Source organism: Lederbergia panacisoli (genome assembly GCF_024626525.1).
In the GTDB taxonomy this organism is placed as follows: Bacteria; Bacillota; Bacilli; order Bacillales; family Bacillaceae_C; genus Lederbergia; species Lederbergia panacisoli.
This window is the reverse complement of sequence record NZ_JANJGU010000005.1, coordinates 87,405-109,794: the sequence shown is the minus strand read 5'-3', so window position 1 is coordinate 109,794 and position 22,390 is coordinate 87,405. Positions and strand designations below refer to the sequence as shown.

Genomic DNA, 22,390 nt, shown 5'->3' with positions numbered 1-22,390 from the left:
TCAACTCGAATTTGAACTGTATCTATGATAAAGATTGGACGGAATTAAACCGGTTCCAAGATCAATTAATATTACTCTTTCTTTACATAATACGAAGATTTTGTATTTCCCATTTGAATATAATTTTTTAAAAGAATCCTTCTAATTGTTCCTCTTGCCTTTATCCCCATACACCATTCATAAATAGCATTTGTTGTAATCTTTTCATCCTGGAAAAGAAGGCTATATTCGTCTACGCTCCGTAAAATAGCAGACTCAATATCCTCGGTGCTACCGCAATTTTTACATACTATTAAAGACTTTTTGCTCTCAATATTAAATGAATAACAACAACACCTAAACCCTTTCCTTAGCTCCCCATAACTATATTCCGGCATTTTTTTAAACCGGGATTCTTTCTTGTGCAATGAAATAAGTTTATGTGCTAATTTCTGATGGCGGGCGCTCATACTTGACGGAATTTTATTTAATTTATCAAAAAAACGATTTAATTGGGTTGGAAATATAATCGGTAGATTTTGCGGGGCGTTATATAAGTGGAAACCGGGATTAACGAAGATGAGGTAAGATTCGATGGGGGTGTTATAGCCGTGGTCACGAAGCAGACGCTGTAAGAGGACTTCACTTCTTTCCAGTTGAGACACCGGGTTCTGTATTTTTGTTCCATTGTTGTAATACCATTGATCATCTTTAATATAATAGTCTCCTTCGAAATTTTTAATCTCGAATAATAATATCGGTTTTTGGGCTATGATAACTGAATCAATTTGAAATTCGGAATGATTGATTTCAAGTTGCATATCATTGAGAACAAGCCATTCCTTCGATAATCTTTCTACCCTTTTATCAAAAATCACCTCTCCTTCATAGCCTTTTTCAAGTCTGGCTAGGTGTGCCGCATCCTCATCAGATAACACCTTCCTGCTATTTAAAATCCGATATACGTTCAACTCCTTACTTTCAACTCTCTGTTTAATAATCATTTTTCACATCCTTCTTTGTAATTATCTTAATTGTATGAAATATCATCAGAAAAAGCCACCCAGTATATTTCAACATTCTGAAAATACAGTGTAGGGTAGGCTCTTTTTCATTGTATGAAAATATCTTTTACTACTACTTGATTTTTTCCGGCATTTTTTGCTTCGTAAAGCGCCGTATCAGCGCGGCTAAATAAGTGGGTCACTTCGTCAGGTTGACTGGAATCCCAATTCGAAACGCCGCAAGACATGGTGACAGATGGTTTCGTGTGTTTTGATACATGATTCAGGAGTCGTTGTGCGATAGAAGACCCTTTTTCTATAGAGACACCAGGAAGATAGATGGCTAGTTCTTCCCCTCCCCAGCGTGCACCTATATCTGTAGATCTCAGACTACTTTTAATTAGGTTAGCAACTTGTATGAGGACCAGATCACCAGTTTGGTGGCCGTATGTATCATTAATTTCTTTAAAGTCATCCAAATCAATGAGGATAAATGTACCTTCTCGATCAGTTTGCATTGATTTTTCAATCATATCATTTAAATAGTTTCTAGCATAAAGCTGTGTCAGGTGATCTGTAATCACCATTTTCTCCAACTTTTTCCGAAGCATTAAATTCGCTACTGCCAAGGAAGATCGTTGAATTAAGGATTGAAGAAGCTTAAATTTTTCAAAAGAAAAACTATAAGGCTCATCACCAAGTACAATAGCTATTCCATTGACTGCATTACTGTGGATCATCGGGATTGCCATTAATGAGCCGAATTGCAACTGAACAGACTCTGGCATTTGCTTGATTTCTCCCATAAATAGAGCCTCATTGTTATTTTCAATTCTCCGTAATACTGCCTGTATAAGTTCCTTCCCCGGTTCCTGCTCAAAGTAATTGGAACTTCCTTCCAACACCCTTGACTCATCATCTTCTAGAATAATGAAACCAACCGCAGTTGCCTGAAATGATTTTCTAATTTGTTGATGTAAATAATTTATAGTTTCAGCTAAACTAGAAGTCGAATTCAGCTTTTGTGATATTTCGTCAATTAATCGCAAGTCCTCTACGAGCTTTTGTGATTGTTGATATAATTTAGCATTTTCCAATGCACTCCCCGCTGTATTGGCCAATAAACGAATAAAATCAATTTGCCTATTTTCAAGCGGGTAAGTTAAATGGGACTTGACCTGCAGAACCCCGTACACTCCTTGTTTTCCTTTTAAAGGTGCATACATAACAGGATATTCAATATCTTCCAGCTCGACAGCAGCATTTACATAAGACGCAATAGCTGAAGCGTTTTCAGAATTATATTCCAAATTTTTGATAGGTAAATCTTCACTCGCATCATGATCATTCGATAGGAGCAAAAAATAGTCATATGCAGGAAAAACTCTTTTTAGCGTTTGGATTATTTCTGCTAATACACTATTAATATCCATGCTAGAATGAAATTTTTCAGTTACTCTATATAATTCCCTATACTTAATTTCTTCAGATGTTTCTATGGGATTTGTCCGATTTGGCATCCATATCAACCTACCCATCAAATACTTAATAGTTCTAACTGTAACTTCTCACCTGTAAAATTTATATTAGATTATATAATTAATAATAATTATAACATAGTATAGAACTTTTTACCTATATATATTGATAACTCATTTTTCATATATTGACTTTTTATAATAAAAATAATATAATGATCGTTGTGTAAAATAATGCAGCCTAGATGAACACTTTATGAGCGTATTTTGTTCCTCGTCAAAATCGAGGTGCATCACGTAACCCGCCGCTGCTAGGGCGAAGGTGCATGAAAACAAAATACACATATATGCTGTCTCATAATCGGTTTTTATTTTACAACTAAATAAAAACGAAGGAGGAGACTACTATGTCTCGTTATACCGGCCCAAGCTGGAAACTTTCCCGTCGTCTTGGAATTTCTCTAAGCGGCACAGGAAAAGAATTAGATCGTCGCCCTTATGCACCTGGACAACATGGTCCAAACCAACGTAAAAAACTTTCTGAATATGGCTTACAGCTTCAAGAAAAACAAAAGCTTCGCCATATGTACGGAGTAAATGAGCGTCAGTTCCATAATACATTCGTAAAAGCTGGTAAAATGAAAGGTAAACACGGCGAAAACTTCATGATTTTACTTGAACAACGCCTTGATAACCTTGTTTACCGTCTTGGTCTTGCGCGTACTCGTCGCCAAGCTCGCCAATTAGTAAACCATGGCCACATCCTTGTTGATGGACGTCGCGTTGATATCCCATCTTACAAAGTGGTTCCTGGCCAAACAATCAGCGTTCGTGAAAAATCACGCAACCTTGATATTATTAAAGAATCTGTAGAAGCTACAAACTTCGTACCAGAATTCGTATCTTTCGATGCAGACAAGCTTGAAGGAACATTCACTCGTATTCCAGAGCGTTCTGAACTTCCTGCAGAAATTAACGAAGCGTTTATCGTTGAGTTCTACTCACGTTAATTTTAAAGCTTAATAAAATCCAGTAACTAAAACCCTAGAAACAGCGTTATATCAATGTTTCTAGGGTTTTTTATTTTTTCTTGTTTCACTAGCACCAATTTGACCTTTACTTATGTCATTGGTTTTGTCTTCATTAATAATTTTTAACTTAAGTGTATCTTCAAACTCGCCTCTTTTCCCCTATGTTTTTAAGTGCCAAAAATATTAATAAATTTAAGGGAGTAGTTATAGAATTTTTTCACTCAGGACTGCAAGCAAGTCTTCTTTTTTAACCCAACTATAAAGCTCCTTAATTAATACATCATCGTTCCCAACCTGTTGAATCGTATAAGACTTATTTTTGTATTTGCTTGGTATTGAAACTGTGGATCTTGAATATTTTTTTGCTTTGGATTTGATTTTTACTTTTTGACCTACTTTAAAATCACCTTCAACTACAACGCTATACGGATTAATCCATGAACCCGGGGTACCGTTTTTTGTTGTGACGTTTATCATTCCGCCTGATGTCTTATAAACTAAATATATTCCGGGCTTAACAGTAGTCTTTTTGTTCTTACCAGCTTTAGCATCCGCAGCAGTAACGTAGCCAGAGGTCTCCTTTTTAACTTCATATTTCATAACGTGTATAGGTATGTTTTCGGTTGTCTTTGCCTCTTCGTCCAACAATTTTAAATAAGCGATAGGATCTATCGTTGATGCGGATTTATCGCTAGTCCAGCCATAACTAGGCGATGTTTCTCTTCTAATCTCGTAATGTAAATGAGAACCTGTCACCTGCCCAGTTGCACCTTGACGTCCTATCATTTGGCCTTTTGACACCTGTGCTCCCGTGGTAACTACAACGCTGTCTAAGTGAGCGTATAAATGACCATGACCATTCAGATCTTTTATTAGTACAACATTTCCATAGCCGCCAAGACCGCTGCCTGTTTTCCCTAGTCCCGCAAACACTACAGTTCCTCCTGCAAAGGCGTATATAGGTGCTTTATGCTCATTGACCAAATCGATACCGGGATGGAATACATCTTGTCCGCCGCCAAACGGATCTATTCTATAGCCGTAGCCTGAAGTTACCGTATAGCCTTCAAGCAGCATAATAATCGCCTCCTTTCATATATCAAATGATATTGTCCTTTAAATTGGAAAGGCTGATTGATTGATGAAATTGATTATTTTAGCAAAATAAAGTAGGGAAACCTCTCTCGAGGCTTCCCCCTTATCAAACCGTACATGCCCTATTAAGGCATACGGCTTACCAAATGTTACAATGTTTATCAAGAGGATGCGTTCCAAGCATTTTGCATCTTTTGTAGTCGGTGAGGTGTATAATATTCCTCGCCTTTTGCTTTTGCACGCTTAATTCTATTCTTAAGGTCTCGTTTTGCATTACTGGACATGTCATTTAGATATTGTTCCTTTGTGTATCCATATACCTTATTTAAATAAAGCCAGTATGTTGGAATCAGATTTATCTTAAGGAAGAATGCATTATTCCAAAGACTGCGCATCTTCTTCTCTTTTCTTTGAGAGGGATGTTTATGAATAAAAGCTGCTCTCAGTCTTCTTCTTATGTAACCATCCAGTGAAGAAAGGGTTCTTCGAACCCACCGTGTAATGCAGTGGTTTGGACTACCTAATTTTATGTTTTCCTTTATTGCATTAACTATTGTTAGGTAGTAGTTAACTTTTCCTCGAATAATCGGGTTGACACGTTTAATCCACTCTTCCTTACTTAACGTGAGTGTTTTGCGGGTCTTTTCCTTTATTTTAAGGCGAAAGTCTTTGATGGATTCTTCCTTTGGTGTTACATGAAAGACTAGCTTTTTATCTTTCTTGCCTTCCCTCCAGTGATGAAAAGTGAAGCCTAGAAAATCAAAATCATCCTTCTTAAAGTCAACAATCTTTGTCTTTTCCTTAGAAATTTCTAGTCCAAGTTCTTTCAACTTATCCTTAGTGATAGAAGCAGCTTTCTTGATATCTTCCTTCGATTTTGCAAAAAGCAGAAAGTCATCTGCATAGCGGACAAAACGAATGTTATTCAAGTCCCATTCCCAATCCATTTCAGACAAATAAACATTTGCTAAAAGAGGTGAGATTACACCGCCTTGGGGTGTCCCATAATCAGAGTGAATAAGTTTTCCTTTTTCCATATGTCCAACTTTGAGCCATTGCTCAATCAACCCTAGGACCGTACGGTCCGAAACATACTTCTTAAGAACTGCAATAAGTTTCTTATGAGGAATATTGTCAAAGAATCCTTTTATATCACAATCGTAAATATGATTGTACCCTTGTTCAATATTCCAAAGGATTATTTGCAGAGCCCTTTGAACTCCACGATTTGGTCTGTAGCCTACTGACCAATTATGAAAAAGGTTGTCTTCAAATTTTGGCTGAAGTACATTCACCACACTTTGTTGAACAATGCGGTCTTCAATTGTTGGTATTCCAAGTGGTCGCTTCTTTTCATTCTTCTTCGGAATGTATACTCTCCTGACTGGCTGGGCTTGATAGGTTTTTGACCTTAACTTATCTAGAAGTGCCATGATGTTTTCTTCTAATTTATCGTCATAACTTTCTATTGTCTCACCGTCTACTCCACCCGCTCCTTTGTTTGCTTTAACTTGTTGGAAGCTTTGGGTTAGTTTTCGGTCAAATAATATTTGTCCGTAGACACTGTGTAATTTAAATTTCCACTCTTGATTCATTGCGTATTCCACGCCTTTCCTCGATGTACATTCAAACGGTTTTACCGCAGTAACATGATTGTTGGCATTACATCTTGTTCATGACTTGGAGCCATAGGTCATTCCCCTTCCGTTCACTTGATGTTATGGTCATCAAGTTACTTCCGTACTATGAGAATGTCTGACTACTCCACCAGTTCATCGTCACTTCGGATTACCCTTATAGACTAGAACCCTGCCTGTTCGGTAAGGTGGAGTCCTCACGGGGTCATCACATTTCCCTTCTAGGCATACCCTGCACCATCACGCTATAAGTCACATTTTCTCGTTCTGACTTCTAAAGAAAATGCCTCCTGAGTGGGCTTCCTCACTTTTCGAAAAGTCGCCAACTTATCCCGCCGCCGTGCTTCACACTTATTGCATTAGGGTCTACCTATTCGCCTACGGGTCTCTCGACTTTCCGCATCTCCTTCAGACAACACCTCGCGGTGCTGCCCTAGATTAGGCTTCCCAAGCTAGGTCAGTCTCCTTGGGTATGGACTTTCACCATCTGGGATTCATATTCATTATCCTCTCTAAGTCGTTTCATCGAAATGACGTCTCTTTCAGATAATGAAAAGAAGAGTGTTGACTGAGTCAACACTCCATACGACTGCCCGTCGCACAAAAAGAGCAACGCCTAAACGTCGCTCTAAAACTATGGGTAGCGGGATAATCCCATGCCATATCAAATTACGTTCATTCTCTATACATAAAGATCTTAGGTTTTAATTTTTCATCAAAAAAAGAGCCTATTTTAATCAATAGACTCTTAAAAATTGTTCCTTATATTAATGGTGCTATTAATGTCCAGATTACACGTGCTTCCTCAGGACTATCAGGGGTTATTACAACGTATTTAGGAAATTCCAGTATAGCTGCTTTATCGCGAATATACTTAGATACGTAGCCATTATCCATCATTGCAGTTTGATAGAATTCTTCGGTTTCTTTTCCGAAGAAATTTTGTTTGCGGCTTATTGCCCAACGGAACCAACTAAAAAATGCATTATCCGATTCACGGTAATGTTCCATTAAGCGATCAGCTTCTTCAAAGCGATTTAAGGCAATTAAAGATGCTGTGGCTGGATATCGAACACCTTGGTGATCTCCAGGATTTAGAATTAACACTTGATTCATTAATTCAAATGCCTTTTCGTACTCGCCTTTTTCAAAACACCACATTCCGTATTTATATAAGGCACGTAAATAAGGGCGGTTCGTAACTAATCCCCACGCTACTTCGACTGAATCATCAAATAATGCTTTGGCCTGATCCACTGCCTTTTCGTACATGCTCTCATCATCATGCATTTCTGCACTTAACAGTAAACCATCAGCGTTTTCCGGATCAAGAAGATGCGCTAATTTAGTTGAGTTTTCTCTTAACTCTGGAAATCCTGCATAATATGCCTCATATGCATAGATTTGCGCTTCTTCCAGCTTATTTTTTGGTTTATAATCCACATTCATATAAGCATCAATCAAACGTTTCATTTCATTTTCAGAATGTATTTCGTGTGATTTTAAATGCATAAGAAGTTGCCAATTCGGATATTCTGATGGACGTGCATCGGTTCCCACTTCAAAGGCAATTCCTTGATATTCTGAATCACCATCGGCATCGACCCATTCATTTTCCGCAAACTCAAGTATTTTATTTTCATAATTGGCTGCACTTGATGTTGATACATCATAAAATTCAGCGACTTTTTTCTTCGTCCAAACGGACTCAATTAATTCTGTTGTCATCCCGAATTGCAACACTCCTGCTGCAAGTACTCCTGGCTTTTTTAAACCTTCCACAACATTATGCCTATGCATATAGGCAATCAGAATCGCCATTAATTTATCCGATTTTACCTCCATCTCAATCATGCCTTCATATACGGCATATAATACTTGTTGTTCGTTATTCGACATTTCACGATCTTCTAACTTTTGCTTTACACCAAAGATATAAAAGGCTTCAATCATTGCCTCATCCCAAAATTGATTTATTGATGTAAATCGGCTGGCTAACTCTTTCAACTCATTTTCAACATGAGAATACTCGGGAATCAATGTCAATACACTATTCAATGGTATGATCGTATTATTTTGAGCAGATGGTACGAAATGCGCCAATACATAGTCTCCCTGATTTACCACAAAATTTTCACTCATATTTACGTTATATGTACCTTCATCCACCCCGTTTGCCAAAGTTGCACGGCCATTTTCAATGTTAGTAATCTTGCCAAAAACGCGCAAAGGGTTTTTCCATTTACTTAAAATCCCCTTTGCCTCAGCTGAAATATATCCAGCTTCCATTTGTTTATCAATAAATTCATTCCAAATATCAACACGATGAGTAAAGAAATAAGCATCGCCTAGGATTGTACTTAAACGCTCATTATCGTAGCGTTCAGCCAATGCTTCTTCTTTCTTATTCGTCCACCGATACAAGTCAACAATTTCTTTTTGAGTCGGGTGTGCATTGAAGAATTGCTGCATAATCTCTTGAAAGGTGATATTTAATTGTTCTTTATTCATACAACATTTTTTATATTTTTTACCACTGCCACATGAGCAAAGATCATTTCTACCTATCATTTAAGAAAAAGCTCCTTTTCCACAAAAAGTGTCCGCTCCTCTTCACGGCTATGCAATTCGTTAACTGTAATCAATGAATCGAATTTCATCATCACTTCACGAGTTATTCCTTCCTCTTTTAAAATCACGCGAATATCTTGCAGAATCATACGTAAGATGTCATGGTCACGTTTTAAACCGATGACTGCTTCTTTCAATTCAGGGTTTTGTTCTACCATTTCTTGATAGAAACCCGATTCTTCTGAATCAGCATGAGCAATAATCCGTGTTTCCCAATAGTCGATTAAATCATCAGCAGTTAGTTTTGCTGCTTCGGCCTCCCCCTGCTTCAAGTATCTAAGAAGATCCTCCGTTTTCTGAATCGCACCAGTTAAAGCCCCTTCATGTATCGCATGATGGGCATGTTTTTGCCCAAGTGATGGACCGTATTTCGCCATACTAACCTTCTCCCTTAAATGAAATTGTCTCGTTTCAATGCCACTTTTATTTAACCGCCTATATAGGACATATTAATCTTCTTATATTTTTTTGATGAATTTTCTGTTCGTTCATCTGAATATCGATCTGACCGTTTTTGCCAAACACCTTTAATGGCCTCTTCTAATTCCTCGTTGGTTGCGTCGCTGCGAATTAGTGATCGTAAGTCAAAGCCATTCGATGCAAACAAACAAGTATATAATTTTCCATCCGATGATAAACGTGCTCTAGTACAAGATGAACAAAAAGATTCTGAAACAGATGTGATAAAGCCAACCTGAGTATCGGAATCATCATATCGGTAGCGCGTAGCCACTTCACCAAAATAATCTTTTTTCACTTCGTCTAATACAAATTCTTTTGACAGTAATTCAATAATTTCCTTTTTCGTTATCACTTTTTTAAAACTCCATGCATTGTCGTTTCCGACGTCCATAAACTCAATAAAACGCAGCTCTAATTGTTGCTCCTTACAATATTTTGCCATCGGAACAATTTGGTTGTCATTTAAACCTTTTTGAACGACCATATTTACTTTCACACGAAAACCTAATTGTTTCGCATATTCAATCCGCTCTAAAATGATGTCTGGGGATACCCCACGTCCATTGATTTGTCCGAAAACTTCCGGATCAAGCGCATCCAAACTAATATTAATTCGCTTCAAACCTGCATCCAGCAGTCGCTTACCATATTGTTTCAATAACATGCCATTCGTCGTTAAACCAATATCTTCAATGCCGTCTATAGTGTAGAGCCGTTTAATCAATTGGTCGATATCACGGCGCATTAGCGGTTCCCCGCCTGTTAATCGAATTTTCTTCACACCAAGTTTTGCAAAAATAGTAGCGAATCGTTCGATTTCTTCATAAGATAATAATTCACTTTTCGGCATAAATGCGTAATCGTCCCCGAATATTTCCTTCGGCATACAGTATGTGCAGCGAAAATTGCAACGATCGGTAACTGAAATTCGTAAATCACGCATCGGCCTATTCCATTGATCATGTATCGTTTGAATCATCATCACTTTTCACTACTTTCTATATTCATTTTAATTAGAATCAGCTTTTATTAATCGATCTTGATAATACATCCAAATAACTAGAATTAAGCTTGCTAACGCTACCTCTGATAATAGCATAAAACCAATTGCATAGTGGCCGGTAATCGAATGAATCGATGCTAGCATTAAAGGTGGGAAAAATCCGCCAAGCCCCCCCATCATAGAGACGATCCCATTTACAATTCCGGCTTGTTTATTAAAGTATAACGGTACGAGTTTAAATATGACACCATTTCCAATACCAGCAGAAATTGCAATTAATATACATCCGACCGTATACAGACCGATGCTTGGTGAAAAGGCTAAAATAATGGCAGCAAACGTATAAATAGAAAATACACCCATTAATAAGAAAAGAGGTTTAAATTTATCTCCTAACCATCCCCCAAGCGGACGAATAAATGTCGCAACTGCGATAAAGCCGGCTGTTCTCATTCCAGCATCAACCTTTTGCAAATCAAATTCTGAAACAAGGAAATTAGGCAAATAAACCGTAAATGCAACAAATGAGCCAAATGTAATAAAGTAAAATAGGGAGAAAAACCAAAGTTTGTAATTTTTATATACACCTTTAATTTGGCTAATAATCGGCGCTTTCACCTTTGGTTCATGGCGATCACCAAAGAAGAAGTTTAATAATGCAAAAAAGAGCAACAGGACTAAATATAACTTAATCGTTAACGACCAACCGAATTGTGTGGCAACAATCGGAGCAGCAAATGTTGAAATTGCCGTTCCTATATTCCCTACCCCATATACCCCATTGATTAATCCATGTTTTTCTTTTGAATAATATTTCGGCAAAGACGTTACCCCTACTGAAAAGACCGCCCCTCCAACACCAAGAAGTAATCCTCCTATTACTAAGTCACCATATGAATTTGCTTCACTTAAGTAATAAACTGGGAATAACAAAACCACGAAGCTAAGTAAAAATACCATCCTTGCTCCTATAATATTAGCGTAATACCCAAGTGGAATACGTAATACAGAGCCTAATACAACAGGGATCGCTGTTAATAATGCCAACTTTTCATGAGGGATATTAATATCTTCACTTATAAACGGTAATAAAGAAGAAATAATAACCCAAACCATGAAACCAACGACTAAATTTAATGTTTGCAGCGGGAGTTGTACTTTTTTAATCATGTTCCTCACCCTTCTTTTTCGAAATCGTTTCTTTATACATTTATTTTAAAGGTGAGGCAGCTTCCGGGTAATAGGGAACATCCCTGATTTCCAGAGGGGATTCCCTATATTGTGAAGCAATGATCAAAAGTAAAAAAAGACTTGCCAATTAGGAAAGTCCGTTAAATGATTTTTGTATTTAATTGTTCCGTTAACTTCTTTTGATCGACTGCTTTCATAACCCTATCCGTCATCGGAAATAACACACTTTCCTCTTTTACAAAATGAACCATAAGTACTTCATAAGCCTCTCCAGCATCTTTTACCACATTTGTCATATCCTCCAGCGTCATCTCGGAGGTCCCATGTAGTGTATGATGTAAAAAATGACCGATATAACCATCGATTTCATCATGTTCTGCTTCTATTGTTACAATCGGACCTTGTTCCTTCCCAATATATAGACCTAATAACGGGAAAAAGTATTGTTCTTCTTTCTCGGAATGGTTTTTCCACGGATCAATAAATTCTATCAATAATTTCCTAAGCTGTTTGATTGCGGCTAGGCCTTCATCTTTTGTATATTTTCCATTTTCAAAATTTAAGACAATTGAGTGCCATTCATTCATCAAATGAGTTAAATATAAGTGCTCATTTTCTAGAATTCGCATAGAAGCATCTTTAAATCGAAATGTTGTAGACTCCATCGGCATCTCCTTTTAAAAATCTAGTAATTTCTTTTTCAAAGCATATTCAACTAATTCCGGACGATTTTTCAAATGTAATTTCTCCATGATTTTTGCTTTATGAGCTTCTACCGTTTTTACAGAGACATATAGCATTTCAGCAATTTCCTTGTTTCCATACCCTTTAGCAACTAATGGTAAAATTTCAAGTTCTCTTTTAGTCAATATTTTATATGGATCATTCTCAACAATATCCTGATCCCGCTTAATAAACTCACGTACTAAAGAAGTCGCCATTGTTGGATGTATATATGTTCCACCGTTGTACACGATGCGAATGGCTTTTAATAACTCTTCATCAGGTGAGTTTTTAAGTACATAGCCAGATGCACCATTTTTTAATGAATGGAATAAATATTCTTCATCATCGTACATTGTTAGGATAATGATTTTCGTATTTGGGAAATCTTCGCTAATTTTTCCAACAGCGATTAAGCCACTTTCACCTGGAGGCATACTTAGATCCAGCAGTAAAATATCAGGCTCGTATTTTGCCACTTGGCGATGGGCTTCAATACCATCCGCTGCTGTTCCTACAACTTCCATATCATTTTGCATATTAATAATCATTGAGAAGCCGCTTCGTACTACTGCGTGGTCATCTGCAATCACGATTTTCAAGTTTTTCACTCCTTCCACTATAAGGGGAATATTTTACTATAAATAGAATTGCCCATTCAATATTGAACGAGAAATAATCAAAATACAACGTAAGAGCCATCCACCCGTTGATTTCCGTTCCAGGCGGACGCTTTCCGGGGGGCGTGCGGTGAGCCTCCTCGGTCGCTTCGCGCCCTGCGGGGTCTCACCTGTCACGCTAATCCCCCAGGAGTCGCCGCCTGGAACGTAGATCAACTGAGATATTCTTTTGCTCATAGTAAGGACACTGATCTTACTCTAGTCCAGAATCCCTTCCTTTTCATTCGATTTCCGTAAAATGCTTATGTTCGTTATTTTATAATGAAACACTACTTAACTTAAAACGAAATCAAATAGTTTTATAAATCACAAAATAGGCGAGTGACGAACGTCGGTAGAACGTACAAACAAACTGGAAAAAATCGATCTATACTTAGAATCTGGTTAGTATCGGTATACAAAAATGTAGTATATAAGGGCTTACGCCATCGTGATATGTTAAAGCCATAGGCGCTTGGTATGCTTATCTAAAAAATGAACTGTTGTTCCTTTAAGTTCATATTTTCTCCTTCAATGCCTATATCTTTTTAAATGATCTTTTCCATGGGAGTATTGCTTTTAAAACAAATTCTGTTGGAGGTTGATTGTAGCGAAAGTGCGAGACTCCTGCGGGACCAGCGGGACAGGTGAGACCCCACAGGCGTTTACGCCGAGGAGGCTCACCGCTCGCCCCGCGGAAAGCGAGCAACTGTAGCGGAAATCAACCAGGCACTATCTCAGTAAGCAAAAAAATAAATATGTGACACTTCTTTGCATGTCCTTTTGAAAAGGTTTTGAAAACGAATACCAAATCTCCAATAAAGCTTTTGGAAATTCAACAAATTTACATCTCGAAATTCCGAAAGCATCTATAGTTTTGATAATGGAATCTTCAAATGAACGACAGTTCCTTCTCCTACTTTAGAGTCAACCGAGATGTCAGCTTCAACCAGCTCAGCGCGTTCCCTCATCCCATACAATCCAATGCCGGTGCCTTGCGATTCGTATGAATTAGTGTCAAATCCTACTCCATCGTCTTCTACTATTAATTCAAGAAGTTCCTCTGATTGGAACAATCTTACTGTCACTTCATCTACCTTTGCATATTTCAACGCATTAAAAACAGCTTCCTGACAAATACGATAGACGATCGTTTCGACTTCATTATTAAAGCGGGTACCGCCCATTTCTGCGGTAAAATGTACAAGCAAGCCATAATTTTTTTCTAACCACTTAAAATGTGTCCGAAATGCGGCTTCGAGACCTAAATCATCTAAGAGGGCAGGTCGTAATTCTACTGATAAATTACGCACTTCTTCTAATAAGCGATTGATCGATGTTTCTGTCTGAAAAATTTTATCCCGTACCTCTGCTGATATATTCATATATTTCAATACACGAAGCTCCACTAATGAACTAATTAATTCTTGGGCAATGCTATCATGTAATTCTCTTGATATTCGTTTTCGTTCCATTTCCTGGGCATTAATTGTTTTTTTCATTAAATTACTTTTATACAATGTATCTTTCACTTCAAGCTGTTTTGTTAAATCCCTTAACATAAATGCATGAACTCCGGATTCTTTATCAATCAATTGATAACTCGCGATATAAGGAACTATCCCTCTATTACGTGTTTCCAAATAAACTTGAAAGGATGAAAAATCTTTTTGCTGATTCATCATATAGCAACCTTGGCACGTCATTTCTTCGTGTTCATTCATATACCCACGGCAAACTAAACACATCCCGCCATCTAATCTTGAAAGCAAACTCTTTTGCACTTTAGGATCCAAAATCTCTTTTGCGGCAGGATTCATGTCAATAAGCTTATTGTCTTTATCAAAAAAGAAAATCGGTTCTGAACTATTTTGGTACAGCTTTAGCACCAAGTTCATCTTAGATGAACTTTCCATTATAAAATCACCTCTGAAGAACCATCTTGCCGATATTCATTTAAAAATGATTGATAAATTTTATTATAATTTTCGCGCTCTATCTGATTATTTTCACGAGTACCAAATAAAATAACCCCTTTTACAAGTTCAGATTGATTTTCATGAATTGGAAAGGCAGCAAGGTTCGTTAATTCCTCAGAAATAACAATTGGATAATTAAATAAGTCTTCTTTGGCAATATCTACTGAAACATCATCTATATACAACGCCTTACCTGATTTAAAAACTAATCCAGCAATACCTTTACCCGAACGCAAGACCACACGTTTATAACGATTACTTATATTACCCGATACGTATTGCCATTTAAGAACATAATCAAGTTGTGCAGACTGAACGAAGGCAACTGAAATAAAATTCAAACCATAATGCTCTCGTAATGTATCGATTAGTTTTTGGTAATCCGGTTTTTCCATCAAAACGTTTTCCTTTCTATGCACTTTTATAAATAAAGAAGACATAAAGTCTTCTTTATTTGTCTAAAAGGTACGATTTTTCCTATACAAAATATAACTTCTTCCCACGTAATTTAATGGTACACTCCAAACATGTACAAGTCGAGTAAATGGCCAAAATGCGAAGATTAAAAACCCTGACAAAATATGAAATTTAAACGATAATGGTACGCTGCTCATTAATGCTGGATCAGGATGAAATGTTAATAAATCTCTGAACCAAATAGAAATTGAGCTTCTGTAATCAAAATCTGGCTGAACAGCATTTGTAACAAGTGTGGCATACATACCTAAACAAATAATGAGCAATAGCAAGAAATTTACGATTAAATCTGATAAAGAACTTAGGCGCCTGACACTCTTTATCGTAAATCTGCGGGCCGTTAAAATCAGCATTCCTACTAAGGTGACGATTCCAAAGAACCCACCGATATAAACCGCACCCATATGATATAAATGATCATTTACTCCCATTGCATGCATCCATTCTTTTGGGATTCCAAGACCTGAAATATGTCCAAAAATAACTGGAATTATTCCAATATGAAAAAGAAGGCTGCCTATCATTAACTGCTTTTTTTCAATAAATTCACTTGATTTTGCTGTCCAGTTGAATTGATCGTTTCGATAGCGAAAAATATGCCCGACAATAAAGACAGCGATACAAATATACGGAAAAATAACCCACAAAAATTGATCTGCCATCTTATGGCGCCTCCTTCACTATGCAAAATTTAACGGTTTCCCGCAATCCTTTTATTAAAGGCGCATATGGGCTTTGAAATTCCTCAAGCGCATTTAATAAATGGTATGTCCCATCTTCTAGAACTGCGAGCAAAATGTTAAAGCTTTCTTCTGAACGAGGATCACCTAGCCAATCTGCAGCATAAATAAATTCACAAATTAATGGAAGGTAGTCAGATAGTTCACCATTAGGCATTTCCAGACCATACATTTCATACAATACTTTCAAACGGGCTAACATTTGACCGCGTTCTTTACTATCTTCAAATTTCACGAATGTCATATACAACGTTGATTTCTTTTGAAAATCAAAGGTCTGTACATACAATTCTTCCAGTTTCTCTAGGCTGTATTCATGGACCAATTCCCAGAATTTCAAAATATATTCGTATGATGGGCTAGAAGGGGAAACGATTCCTTCTAGCATATTTGGATGAAATGTTCTTTTTTCCGGGTATGATAAGACTTGCGCTATAAACCCAAATAATGGTTTATGATTATGCAACTGGTTGAGATCAATCACGCCAGATCCCCCCATAAAAGTTTTCTTCATATAATTCTTTCCCAGATTTTGTTGGAACAACTTGTGGGCCACAGCCGTCACAGCCATCCTCAAATCCTGTTAAACCTTGAGCGCGATATGGATCTGTATACCCTTCACGATGTGAGGTCGGTACAACAAAACGATCTTCATATTTAGCAATCGCTAAGAGGCGATACATTTGCAAAGTTTGGTTAGCGGTTAAACCAACACGTTCCAGTCTGCTTTCATCAAACTCTTTTCCGGAAGAAATGGCACGCATATAAGAACGCATCATCGCCATTCGTTGCAATGCTTCTTTTACTGTCTTAGTATCTCCAGCCGTCAATAAATTCGCTAAGTATTGAATTGGTGTCCGCATTTCTTCAATTGCAGGGAAAATCATATCAGGATTTTTAATAGAATCTTTCCCTTCAAAATAGTTCATGATTGGACTTAATGGCGGAACATACCATACCATTGGCAATGTCCGATATTCCGGATGAAGCGGGAAAGCTAAACGATATTCGATCGCCAGTTTATATACTGGGGAATTTTGTGCTGCTTCAATCCACTCCACTGCAATCCCATCTTTTCGTGCTTGGCGAATGATTTCTGGATCATGCGGATCTAGAAATAATCCACACTGTGCTTCATATAGATCTTTTTCATCCGGTGTTGCAGCTACTTCGAGCACGCGATCCGCGTCATACAATAACACACCTAAATAACGAATCCGTCCTGTACATGTCTCTGAACAAACTGTAGGTAATCCAGCTTCAATTCTTGGATAGCAAAACGTACATTTTTCTGCTTTATTCGTTTTCCAGTTAAAATATACTTTTTTGTATGGGCATCCCGTCATACAGTAGCGCCAGCCACGGCATGCTTCTTGGTCAACCAACACAATTCCGTCTTCATCACGTTTGTACATCGCACCAGATGGGCATGATGCCACACAGCTTGGATTCAAACAATGTTCACAAAGCCGTGGTAAATACATCATGAAAGATTGTTCAAAGTTGAATTTAATCTCTTCTTCAATTTTTTCAATGTTTGGATCCATTGGTCCTGTAATATGCGCCCCTGCTAAGTCATCCTCCCAGTTCGGACCCCAATCGAGATTCATATATTCACCTGTAATCACGGATTTAGGCCGCGCTACCGGAGTATTCTTTTTCTCGGGTGAATTGGTCAGTACTTCATAGTCATATGTCCAAGGTTCATAGTAATCTTTCATTGCTGGCATATCAGGGTTGTAAAAGATTTTACCTAGGGCCACTTTTGATAGTTTATTACCCGAACGTAGTTCGAGTTTCCCATTACGTAATTGCCAGCCGCCTTTATAAAGTTCTTGGTCTTCCCATCGTTTCGGATAACCAATCCCTGGTTTTGTTTCAACGTTATTAAACCACATATATTCTGCACCTGGACGATTTGTCCAAGTACTCTTACATGTGACACTGCATGTATGGCAGCCAATACATTTATCTAAGTTCATAACCATTGCAATTTGTGCCTTAATCTTCAAGCCAGTTCACCTCTTTCATTTTACGTACAGCCACATATTCATCGCGTTGATTTCCAATTGGTCCGTAATAGTTAAATCCATAACTTAATTGCGCGTATCCGCCAATCATTTGGGTTGGTTTCATATGGATGCGTGTAGGCGCATTATGACTTCCACCACGTTGATCTGTAATCTCAGAACCAGGAACATTAATATGTTTGTCTTGAGCATGATACATAAACATCGTCCCTTGAGGCATTCTGTGACTGACAACAGCTCTAGCAGTTACGACGCCATTACGGTTATATACTTCTAACCAATCATTATCATCAATGCCATGGGCATCGGCATCCACATTACTAATCCAAACAGTTGGACCGCCGCGGAAGAGCGTAAGCATGTGCAAATTATCTTGATACGTACTATGAATATTCCATTTTCCATGCGGAGTTAAGTAGCGTAAAATTAAATCGTCCTTCTGACCTACAATCCGTTTATCTTTATTGCCAAATACCATTGGCGGCAATGTTGGTTTATAAACAGGCAATGCTTCTCCAAACTGTAGGAAAACCTCATGGTCGATATAAAAATGTTGGCGTCCTGTTAACGTTCGGAACGGTACTAATCTTTCAATATTAGTTGTAAACGGTGAATAACGTTTTCCCTGTTTATTTGACCCGCTAAATACTGGTGTAGGAATGACCTCTCTTGGTTGTGCTGTTATACTTGCAAATGTAATCTTCTCTGCGGCACGATCTTGTGAAATATCAATTAATGGAACTCCTGTATCTTTTTCAAGTGACTCGTATGCCTTTTGCGATACCCTACCATTCGTTGCGGAGGATAGATGCAGCACCGCATTAATTGCCTCTCTAGCTGTATGAAGTTTAGGCAATCCATTTTTTATCGATTCATCGATATGGATCTCATTTATTTTTTTCAAATCTTCATATTCTTCAGCAACAGGGAAACTGACACCATGTGCCCCTACCTTGCCTTCACTTAAGAGGGGCCCTAATGATATATATTTATTGTAAATTTGTGTATAGTCGCGGTTGATGATAGTGAAATTTGGCATTGTCCTGCCTAGTTCAGGTGTTATTTCCCCTTTTTTCCAATCTTTCACATGTCCGAATGGTTGAGAAATTTCGCCTTTAGAATCGTGTGCAAGTGGTGTTGTAAGGAGGTCTTTATATACACCAGGCATTTCTGTTTCAGCCATTTTGGAGAATACCTTCGCAAGCTCACGATAAATATCCCAGTCAGAGCGAGATTCCCAAAGTGGATCAACAGCAGGATTAAACGGATGTACAAACGGATGCATATCCGTTGATGAAATATCATGTTTTTCATACCATGTAGCAGCTGGCAGCACGATATCCGCATACATAGGCGTTGCCGTCATTCGAAAATCTAAGGCGACGAGTAAATCCAATTTCCCCTTTACTTCCTCACGCCACTTAATTTCCTCCGGTTTTTCTTCCTCATTTGGAGTTGCAAGCAATCCGTCGCTTGCTCCAAGTAAATGTTTCATAAAGTATTCTTGGCCTTTAGCAGAACTGGAAATTAAGTTTGAGCGCCATACGAATAATGTTCTCGGGAAGTTTTCAGATGCATCCGGATCTTCAACTGCAAACTCTACTTTTCCTGAAACAACTTGATCGTATGCTTCTTTTACAATCTCATCATCCGACGTTTTCCCCTTTTTTACAGCATCTTCGGCGAACAATAAGCTATTTTTATTAAACTGTGGGTATGATGGCAACCACCCAAGCCTTGCTGCCAATACGTTGTAATCAGCTGGGTGTTTATATCTTAGGCTTGAGCCTGTTGGTGATTTTAGCGATTCTGTACCAGATTCTTCATATTTCCATTGATCAGTTGCGAAGTAAAAAAACGATGTTGCATTTTGTTGACGGGCGCCTTTCTGCCAATCTTTAGCAAATGCAACTGAACTCCAGCCCTCAATTGGACGAACCTTCTCTTGCCCAACATAATGAGCCCATCCCCCGCCATTAACGCCTTGAGAAGCCGTTAAAATGACTAAATTTAAAATTGAACGATAAATCGTATCACTATTGAACCAGTGATTTATTCCGGCCCCCATAATAATCATCGAACGTCCTTCTGTATCGATAGCGTTTTGCGCAAATTCTCTTGCAACTTGAGTAACGATAGAAGCTTTTACACCGGTTACTTTTTCCTGCCAAGCTGGTGTGTAAAACGATTCCTCGTCATCATATCCTTTTGCAGCAAATTTGCTGTTTGCCCGATTAATTCCATATTGGCTGAGCATTAAATCATAAACGGTTGCCGCGAAACATGTTTTTCCATCTGCCAAAGTAATTTCTTTAACAGGAATATCACGCATAAATGTACCGTTTTCTTGATTTTTAAAATAAGGGAAAATGATTTTTTTCCATTGTGAATCCGAGCCTTCAACAGTCATAGCCGGATTTATTTTTGATCCATCCTCATTTTCAAGAATTAGATTCCAATTTTTCTCTTCTTCCCAGCGTTGACCCATTGTTCCGTTTGGTACAATGATTTGCTCTGATATTTCATCATATATAACAGGTTTCCACTCGGCGTTTTCTGTAACTTCACCTAAATCGCTCGCTCGTAGAAAACGGCCGGCTTTATAATCATCCTCGTGTTTATCCAACATGATCAAGAATGGCAAGTCCGTAAATTGTTTCGCATAATTGATAAACATTGGTTCTTGGCGCTTAATGTAGAATTCATCCAAAATAACATGAGTCATCGCTTGAGCAATCGCTGCATCTGTTCCAGGATGTGGGGCTAGCCAGTTATCGGCAAATTTTACGCTTTCCGCATGGTCAGGTGCTACAGATACTACCTTCGTGCCTTTGTATCGGACTTCGGTCATGAAATGGGCATCTGGGGTACGTGTTAAAGGTACGTTTGATCCCCACATAATCAAATAGCCAGCATTGTACCAATCTGATGATTCTGGTACATCTGTTTGTTCGCCCCAAATTTGTGGAGAAGCAGGCGGCAAATCTGCATACCAGTCATAAAAACTTAACATTTCCCCACCTAGAAGCGAGATGAAACGTGAACCTGATGCATAACTTAACATCGACATCGCTGGGATTGGGGTAAACCCTGCAATGCGGTCGGGACCATGTTTACGGATGGTGTAAATGAGCTGGGCTGAAATTAATTCCAACGCATCTTCCCAAGAAACCCGAACGTGTCCCCCTTTTCCACGGGCTTGTTTATAGGAGTTTGCTTTCTCACTGTCTTCTACAATACTTGCCCATGCATCTACTGGACTTTTGTGATGATGTAAAGCTGATTTCCATAAACGCCACAGTCGTCCACGCATATACGGATACTTCACGCGTAAAGGACTATACTCGTACCATGAAAAAGAGGCCCCCCTTGGGCAGCCGCGCGGCTCAAATTCCGGCATATCAGGACCGCAAGAAGGATAATCAATTTGTTGATTTTCCCATGTAATGATTCCGTTTTTAACAAACACTTTCCAGCTGCAAGAGCCTGTACAGTTAACTCCATGAGTAGTACGAACAACCTTATCGTGGGACCAACGCTGACGATACATATTCTCCCAATCTCTACTTTTTTCCTCAAGTAAGGACCAGTTTCCAGAATATCGTTCAGTTGGTTTAAAAAACCTCAATCCAAATTTACCTTTCATGAGTACCTTCACTCCTTATCTATACGGACAACGGCTAATAATCCGTGATACTTATTAATAAGTATGGTAGATAGCAAGTTTTCCTCCCATTAGGGATATACCTATAGTTAGGGGTAGAATCCCTATAAATGAAAAATAAGGCTATCAATAGACAGCCTTATTTTTATTCACAATTTGTTCATTCCTCTTATGTAAACTGCTTACCAATCTCCCAATGATGGCCGAATGGATCAATGATGCGGCCGATTCTCCAACCATGTTCTTCAGTTACGGGGTAAACTTCTTCTGCTCCTGCGGAAATAGCTTGTTCAAATACTGTGTCGGGATCATCAACAGTCAAAATCATCCTAATCGCCCCTCGTCCTAATACTTCAGGATTTGAACTATGGTCTTCTTGAATCCAAAAGACTGCTCCATTGATAGACAACTGGGCAATAAGGACCATCCCATCGTCCTCAAGACTGTATATCACCTCAGCTCCAAAACCGTTTTTGTAGAATTCAATCGCCTGTGTTGCATTACTGATTGCTAACCAAGGTGCAATATTCGTTAATTCTGCCATCCAAAAGACCCCCAAACTTATCATTATTTTCAATATACTCCAAAAGTTGCATAAATAACACTT

The 22,390-nt window shown here is 38.2% G+C and carries 18 protein-coding genes; 1 reads left to right on the top strand and 17 read right to left on the bottom strand.

Annotated features, from left to right (window positions below; all coding sequences use genetic code 11):
• Positions 1-71: 71 nt before the first annotated feature.
• Entirely contained in the window at positions 72-983 is a 912-nt protein-coding gene (locus NQ185_RS09455) for a nuclease-related domain-containing protein (protein ID WP_257581419.1), read from the bottom strand.
• Between the two features lie 107 nt (positions 984-1,090).
• Positions 1,091-2,503, bottom strand: coding sequence for a sensor domain-containing diguanylate cyclase (locus NQ185_RS09450; protein WP_257581418.1), 1,413 nt, complete (start codon positions 2,501-2,503; stop codon positions 1,091-1,093).
• A gap of 365 nt (positions 2,504-2,868) precedes the next feature.
• Here NQ185_RS09450 and rpsD point away from each other — a divergent pair, with 365 nt between their 5' ends.
• Positions 2,869-3,471, top strand: coding sequence for a 30S ribosomal protein S4 (rpsD, locus tag NQ185_RS09445; RefSeq protein ID WP_257581417.1), 603 nt, complete (start codon positions 2,869-2,871; stop codon positions 3,469-3,471).
• Positions 3,472-3,696: 225 nt separating this feature from the next.
• Here rpsD and NQ185_RS09440 read toward each other — a convergent pair whose 3' ends face one another.
• The 15 genes from NQ185_RS09440 to NQ185_RS09370 form a co-directional block, all read right to left on the bottom strand.
• The gene (locus NQ185_RS09440) at positions 3,697-4,569 is read right to left on the bottom strand and encodes a M23 family metallopeptidase (RefSeq protein ID WP_257581416.1); all 873 of its coding nucleotides are present in this window, start codon (positions 4,567-4,569) and stop codon (positions 3,697-3,699) included.
• A 179-nt stretch (positions 4,570-4,748) separates the two neighbouring features.
• On the bottom strand, positions 4,749-6,182 hold the full coding sequence (gene ltrA, locus NQ185_RS09435; RefSeq protein WP_257581415.1) for a group II intron reverse transcriptase/maturase: 1,434 nt from the start codon (positions 6,180-6,182) through the stop codon (positions 4,749-4,751).
• An 804-nt stretch (positions 6,183-6,986) separates the two neighbouring features.
• Complete coding sequence (locus NQ185_RS09430; RefSeq protein ID WP_257581414.1) at positions 6,987-8,795, bottom strand: SEC-C metal-binding domain-containing protein; 1,809 nt, start codon at positions 8,793-8,795, stop codon at positions 6,987-6,989.
• Positions 8,792-9,232 carry a hemerythrin domain-containing protein gene (locus NQ185_RS09425; protein WP_257581413.1) on the bottom strand — a complete coding sequence of 147 codons (441 nt, stop codon included), beginning with the start codon at positions 9,230-9,232 and terminating at the stop codon, positions 8,792-8,794. Before NQ185_RS09425 ends, NQ185_RS09430 begins: the two co-directional genes overlap by 4 nt.
• A 50-nt stretch (positions 9,233-9,282) precedes the next feature.
• Complete coding sequence (gene moaA / locus NQ185_RS09420; RefSeq protein ID WP_257581410.1) at positions 9,283-10,299, bottom strand: GTP 3',8-cyclase MoaA; 1,017 nt, start codon at positions 10,297-10,299, stop codon at positions 9,283-9,285.
• A 27-nt stretch (positions 10,300-10,326) separates the two neighbouring features.
• Positions 10,327-11,490, bottom strand: coding sequence for a nitrate/nitrite transporter (locus tag NQ185_RS09415; RefSeq protein WP_257581408.1), 1,164 nt, complete (start codon positions 11,488-11,490; stop codon positions 10,327-10,329).
• Between the two features lie 161 nt (positions 11,491-11,651).
• Positions 11,652-12,176, bottom strand: coding sequence for a hemerythrin domain-containing protein (locus tag NQ185_RS09410; RefSeq protein WP_257581407.1), 525 nt, complete (start codon positions 12,174-12,176; stop codon positions 11,652-11,654).
• Positions 12,177-12,188: 12 nt separating this feature from the next.
• Positions 12,189-12,836 (bottom strand): response regulator, encoded by a 648-nt coding sequence (locus tag NQ185_RS09405; protein ID WP_257581406.1) that lies wholly within the window; start codon positions 12,834-12,836, stop codon positions 12,189-12,191.
• 926 nt (positions 12,837-13,762) lie between these two features.
• A complete protein-coding gene (locus NQ185_RS09400; protein ID WP_257581405.1) occupies positions 13,763-14,809 on the bottom strand; it encodes a sensor histidine kinase in 1,047 nt (348 codons plus the stop codon).
• Positions 14,809-15,270, bottom strand: a complete 462-nt coding sequence (locus tag NQ185_RS09395) for a GAF domain-containing protein (RefSeq protein WP_257581404.1) — start codon at positions 15,268-15,270, stop codon at positions 14,809-14,811. The genes NQ185_RS09400 and NQ185_RS09395 overlap by 1 nt, the downstream gene beginning before the upstream one ends.
• Positions 15,271-15,330: 60 nt before the next feature.
• The gene (gene narI, locus NQ185_RS09390) at positions 15,331-16,011 is read right to left on the bottom strand and encodes a respiratory nitrate reductase subunit gamma (RefSeq protein ID WP_257581403.1); all 681 of its coding nucleotides are present in this window, start codon (positions 16,009-16,011) and stop codon (positions 15,331-15,333) included.
• Position 16,012: 1 nt separating this feature from the next.
• Positions 16,013-16,573 (bottom strand): nitrate reductase molybdenum cofactor assembly chaperone, encoded by a 561-nt coding sequence (gene narJ, locus NQ185_RS09385; RefSeq protein ID WP_257581402.1) that lies wholly within the window; start codon positions 16,571-16,573, stop codon positions 16,013-16,015.
• Positions 16,566-18,101: a nitrate reductase subunit beta gene (narH, locus tag NQ185_RS09380; protein WP_257581401.1), complete on the bottom strand. Its 1,536-nt coding sequence runs from the start codon at positions 18,099-18,101 to the stop codon at positions 16,566-16,568. Before narH ends, narJ begins: the two co-directional genes overlap by 8 nt.
• A complete protein-coding gene (locus tag NQ185_RS09375) occupies positions 18,091-21,765 on the bottom strand; it encodes a nitrate reductase subunit alpha (protein WP_257581400.1) in 3,675 nt (1,224 codons plus the stop codon). Before NQ185_RS09375 ends, narH begins: the two co-directional genes overlap by 11 nt.
• 187 nt (positions 21,766-21,952) lie before the next feature.
• Positions 21,953-22,327 carry a VOC family protein gene (locus NQ185_RS09370; RefSeq protein WP_257581399.1) on the bottom strand — a complete coding sequence of 125 codons (375 nt, stop codon included), beginning with the start codon at positions 22,325-22,327 and terminating at the stop codon, positions 21,953-21,955.
• Positions 22,328-22,390: the final 63 nt, after the last annotated feature.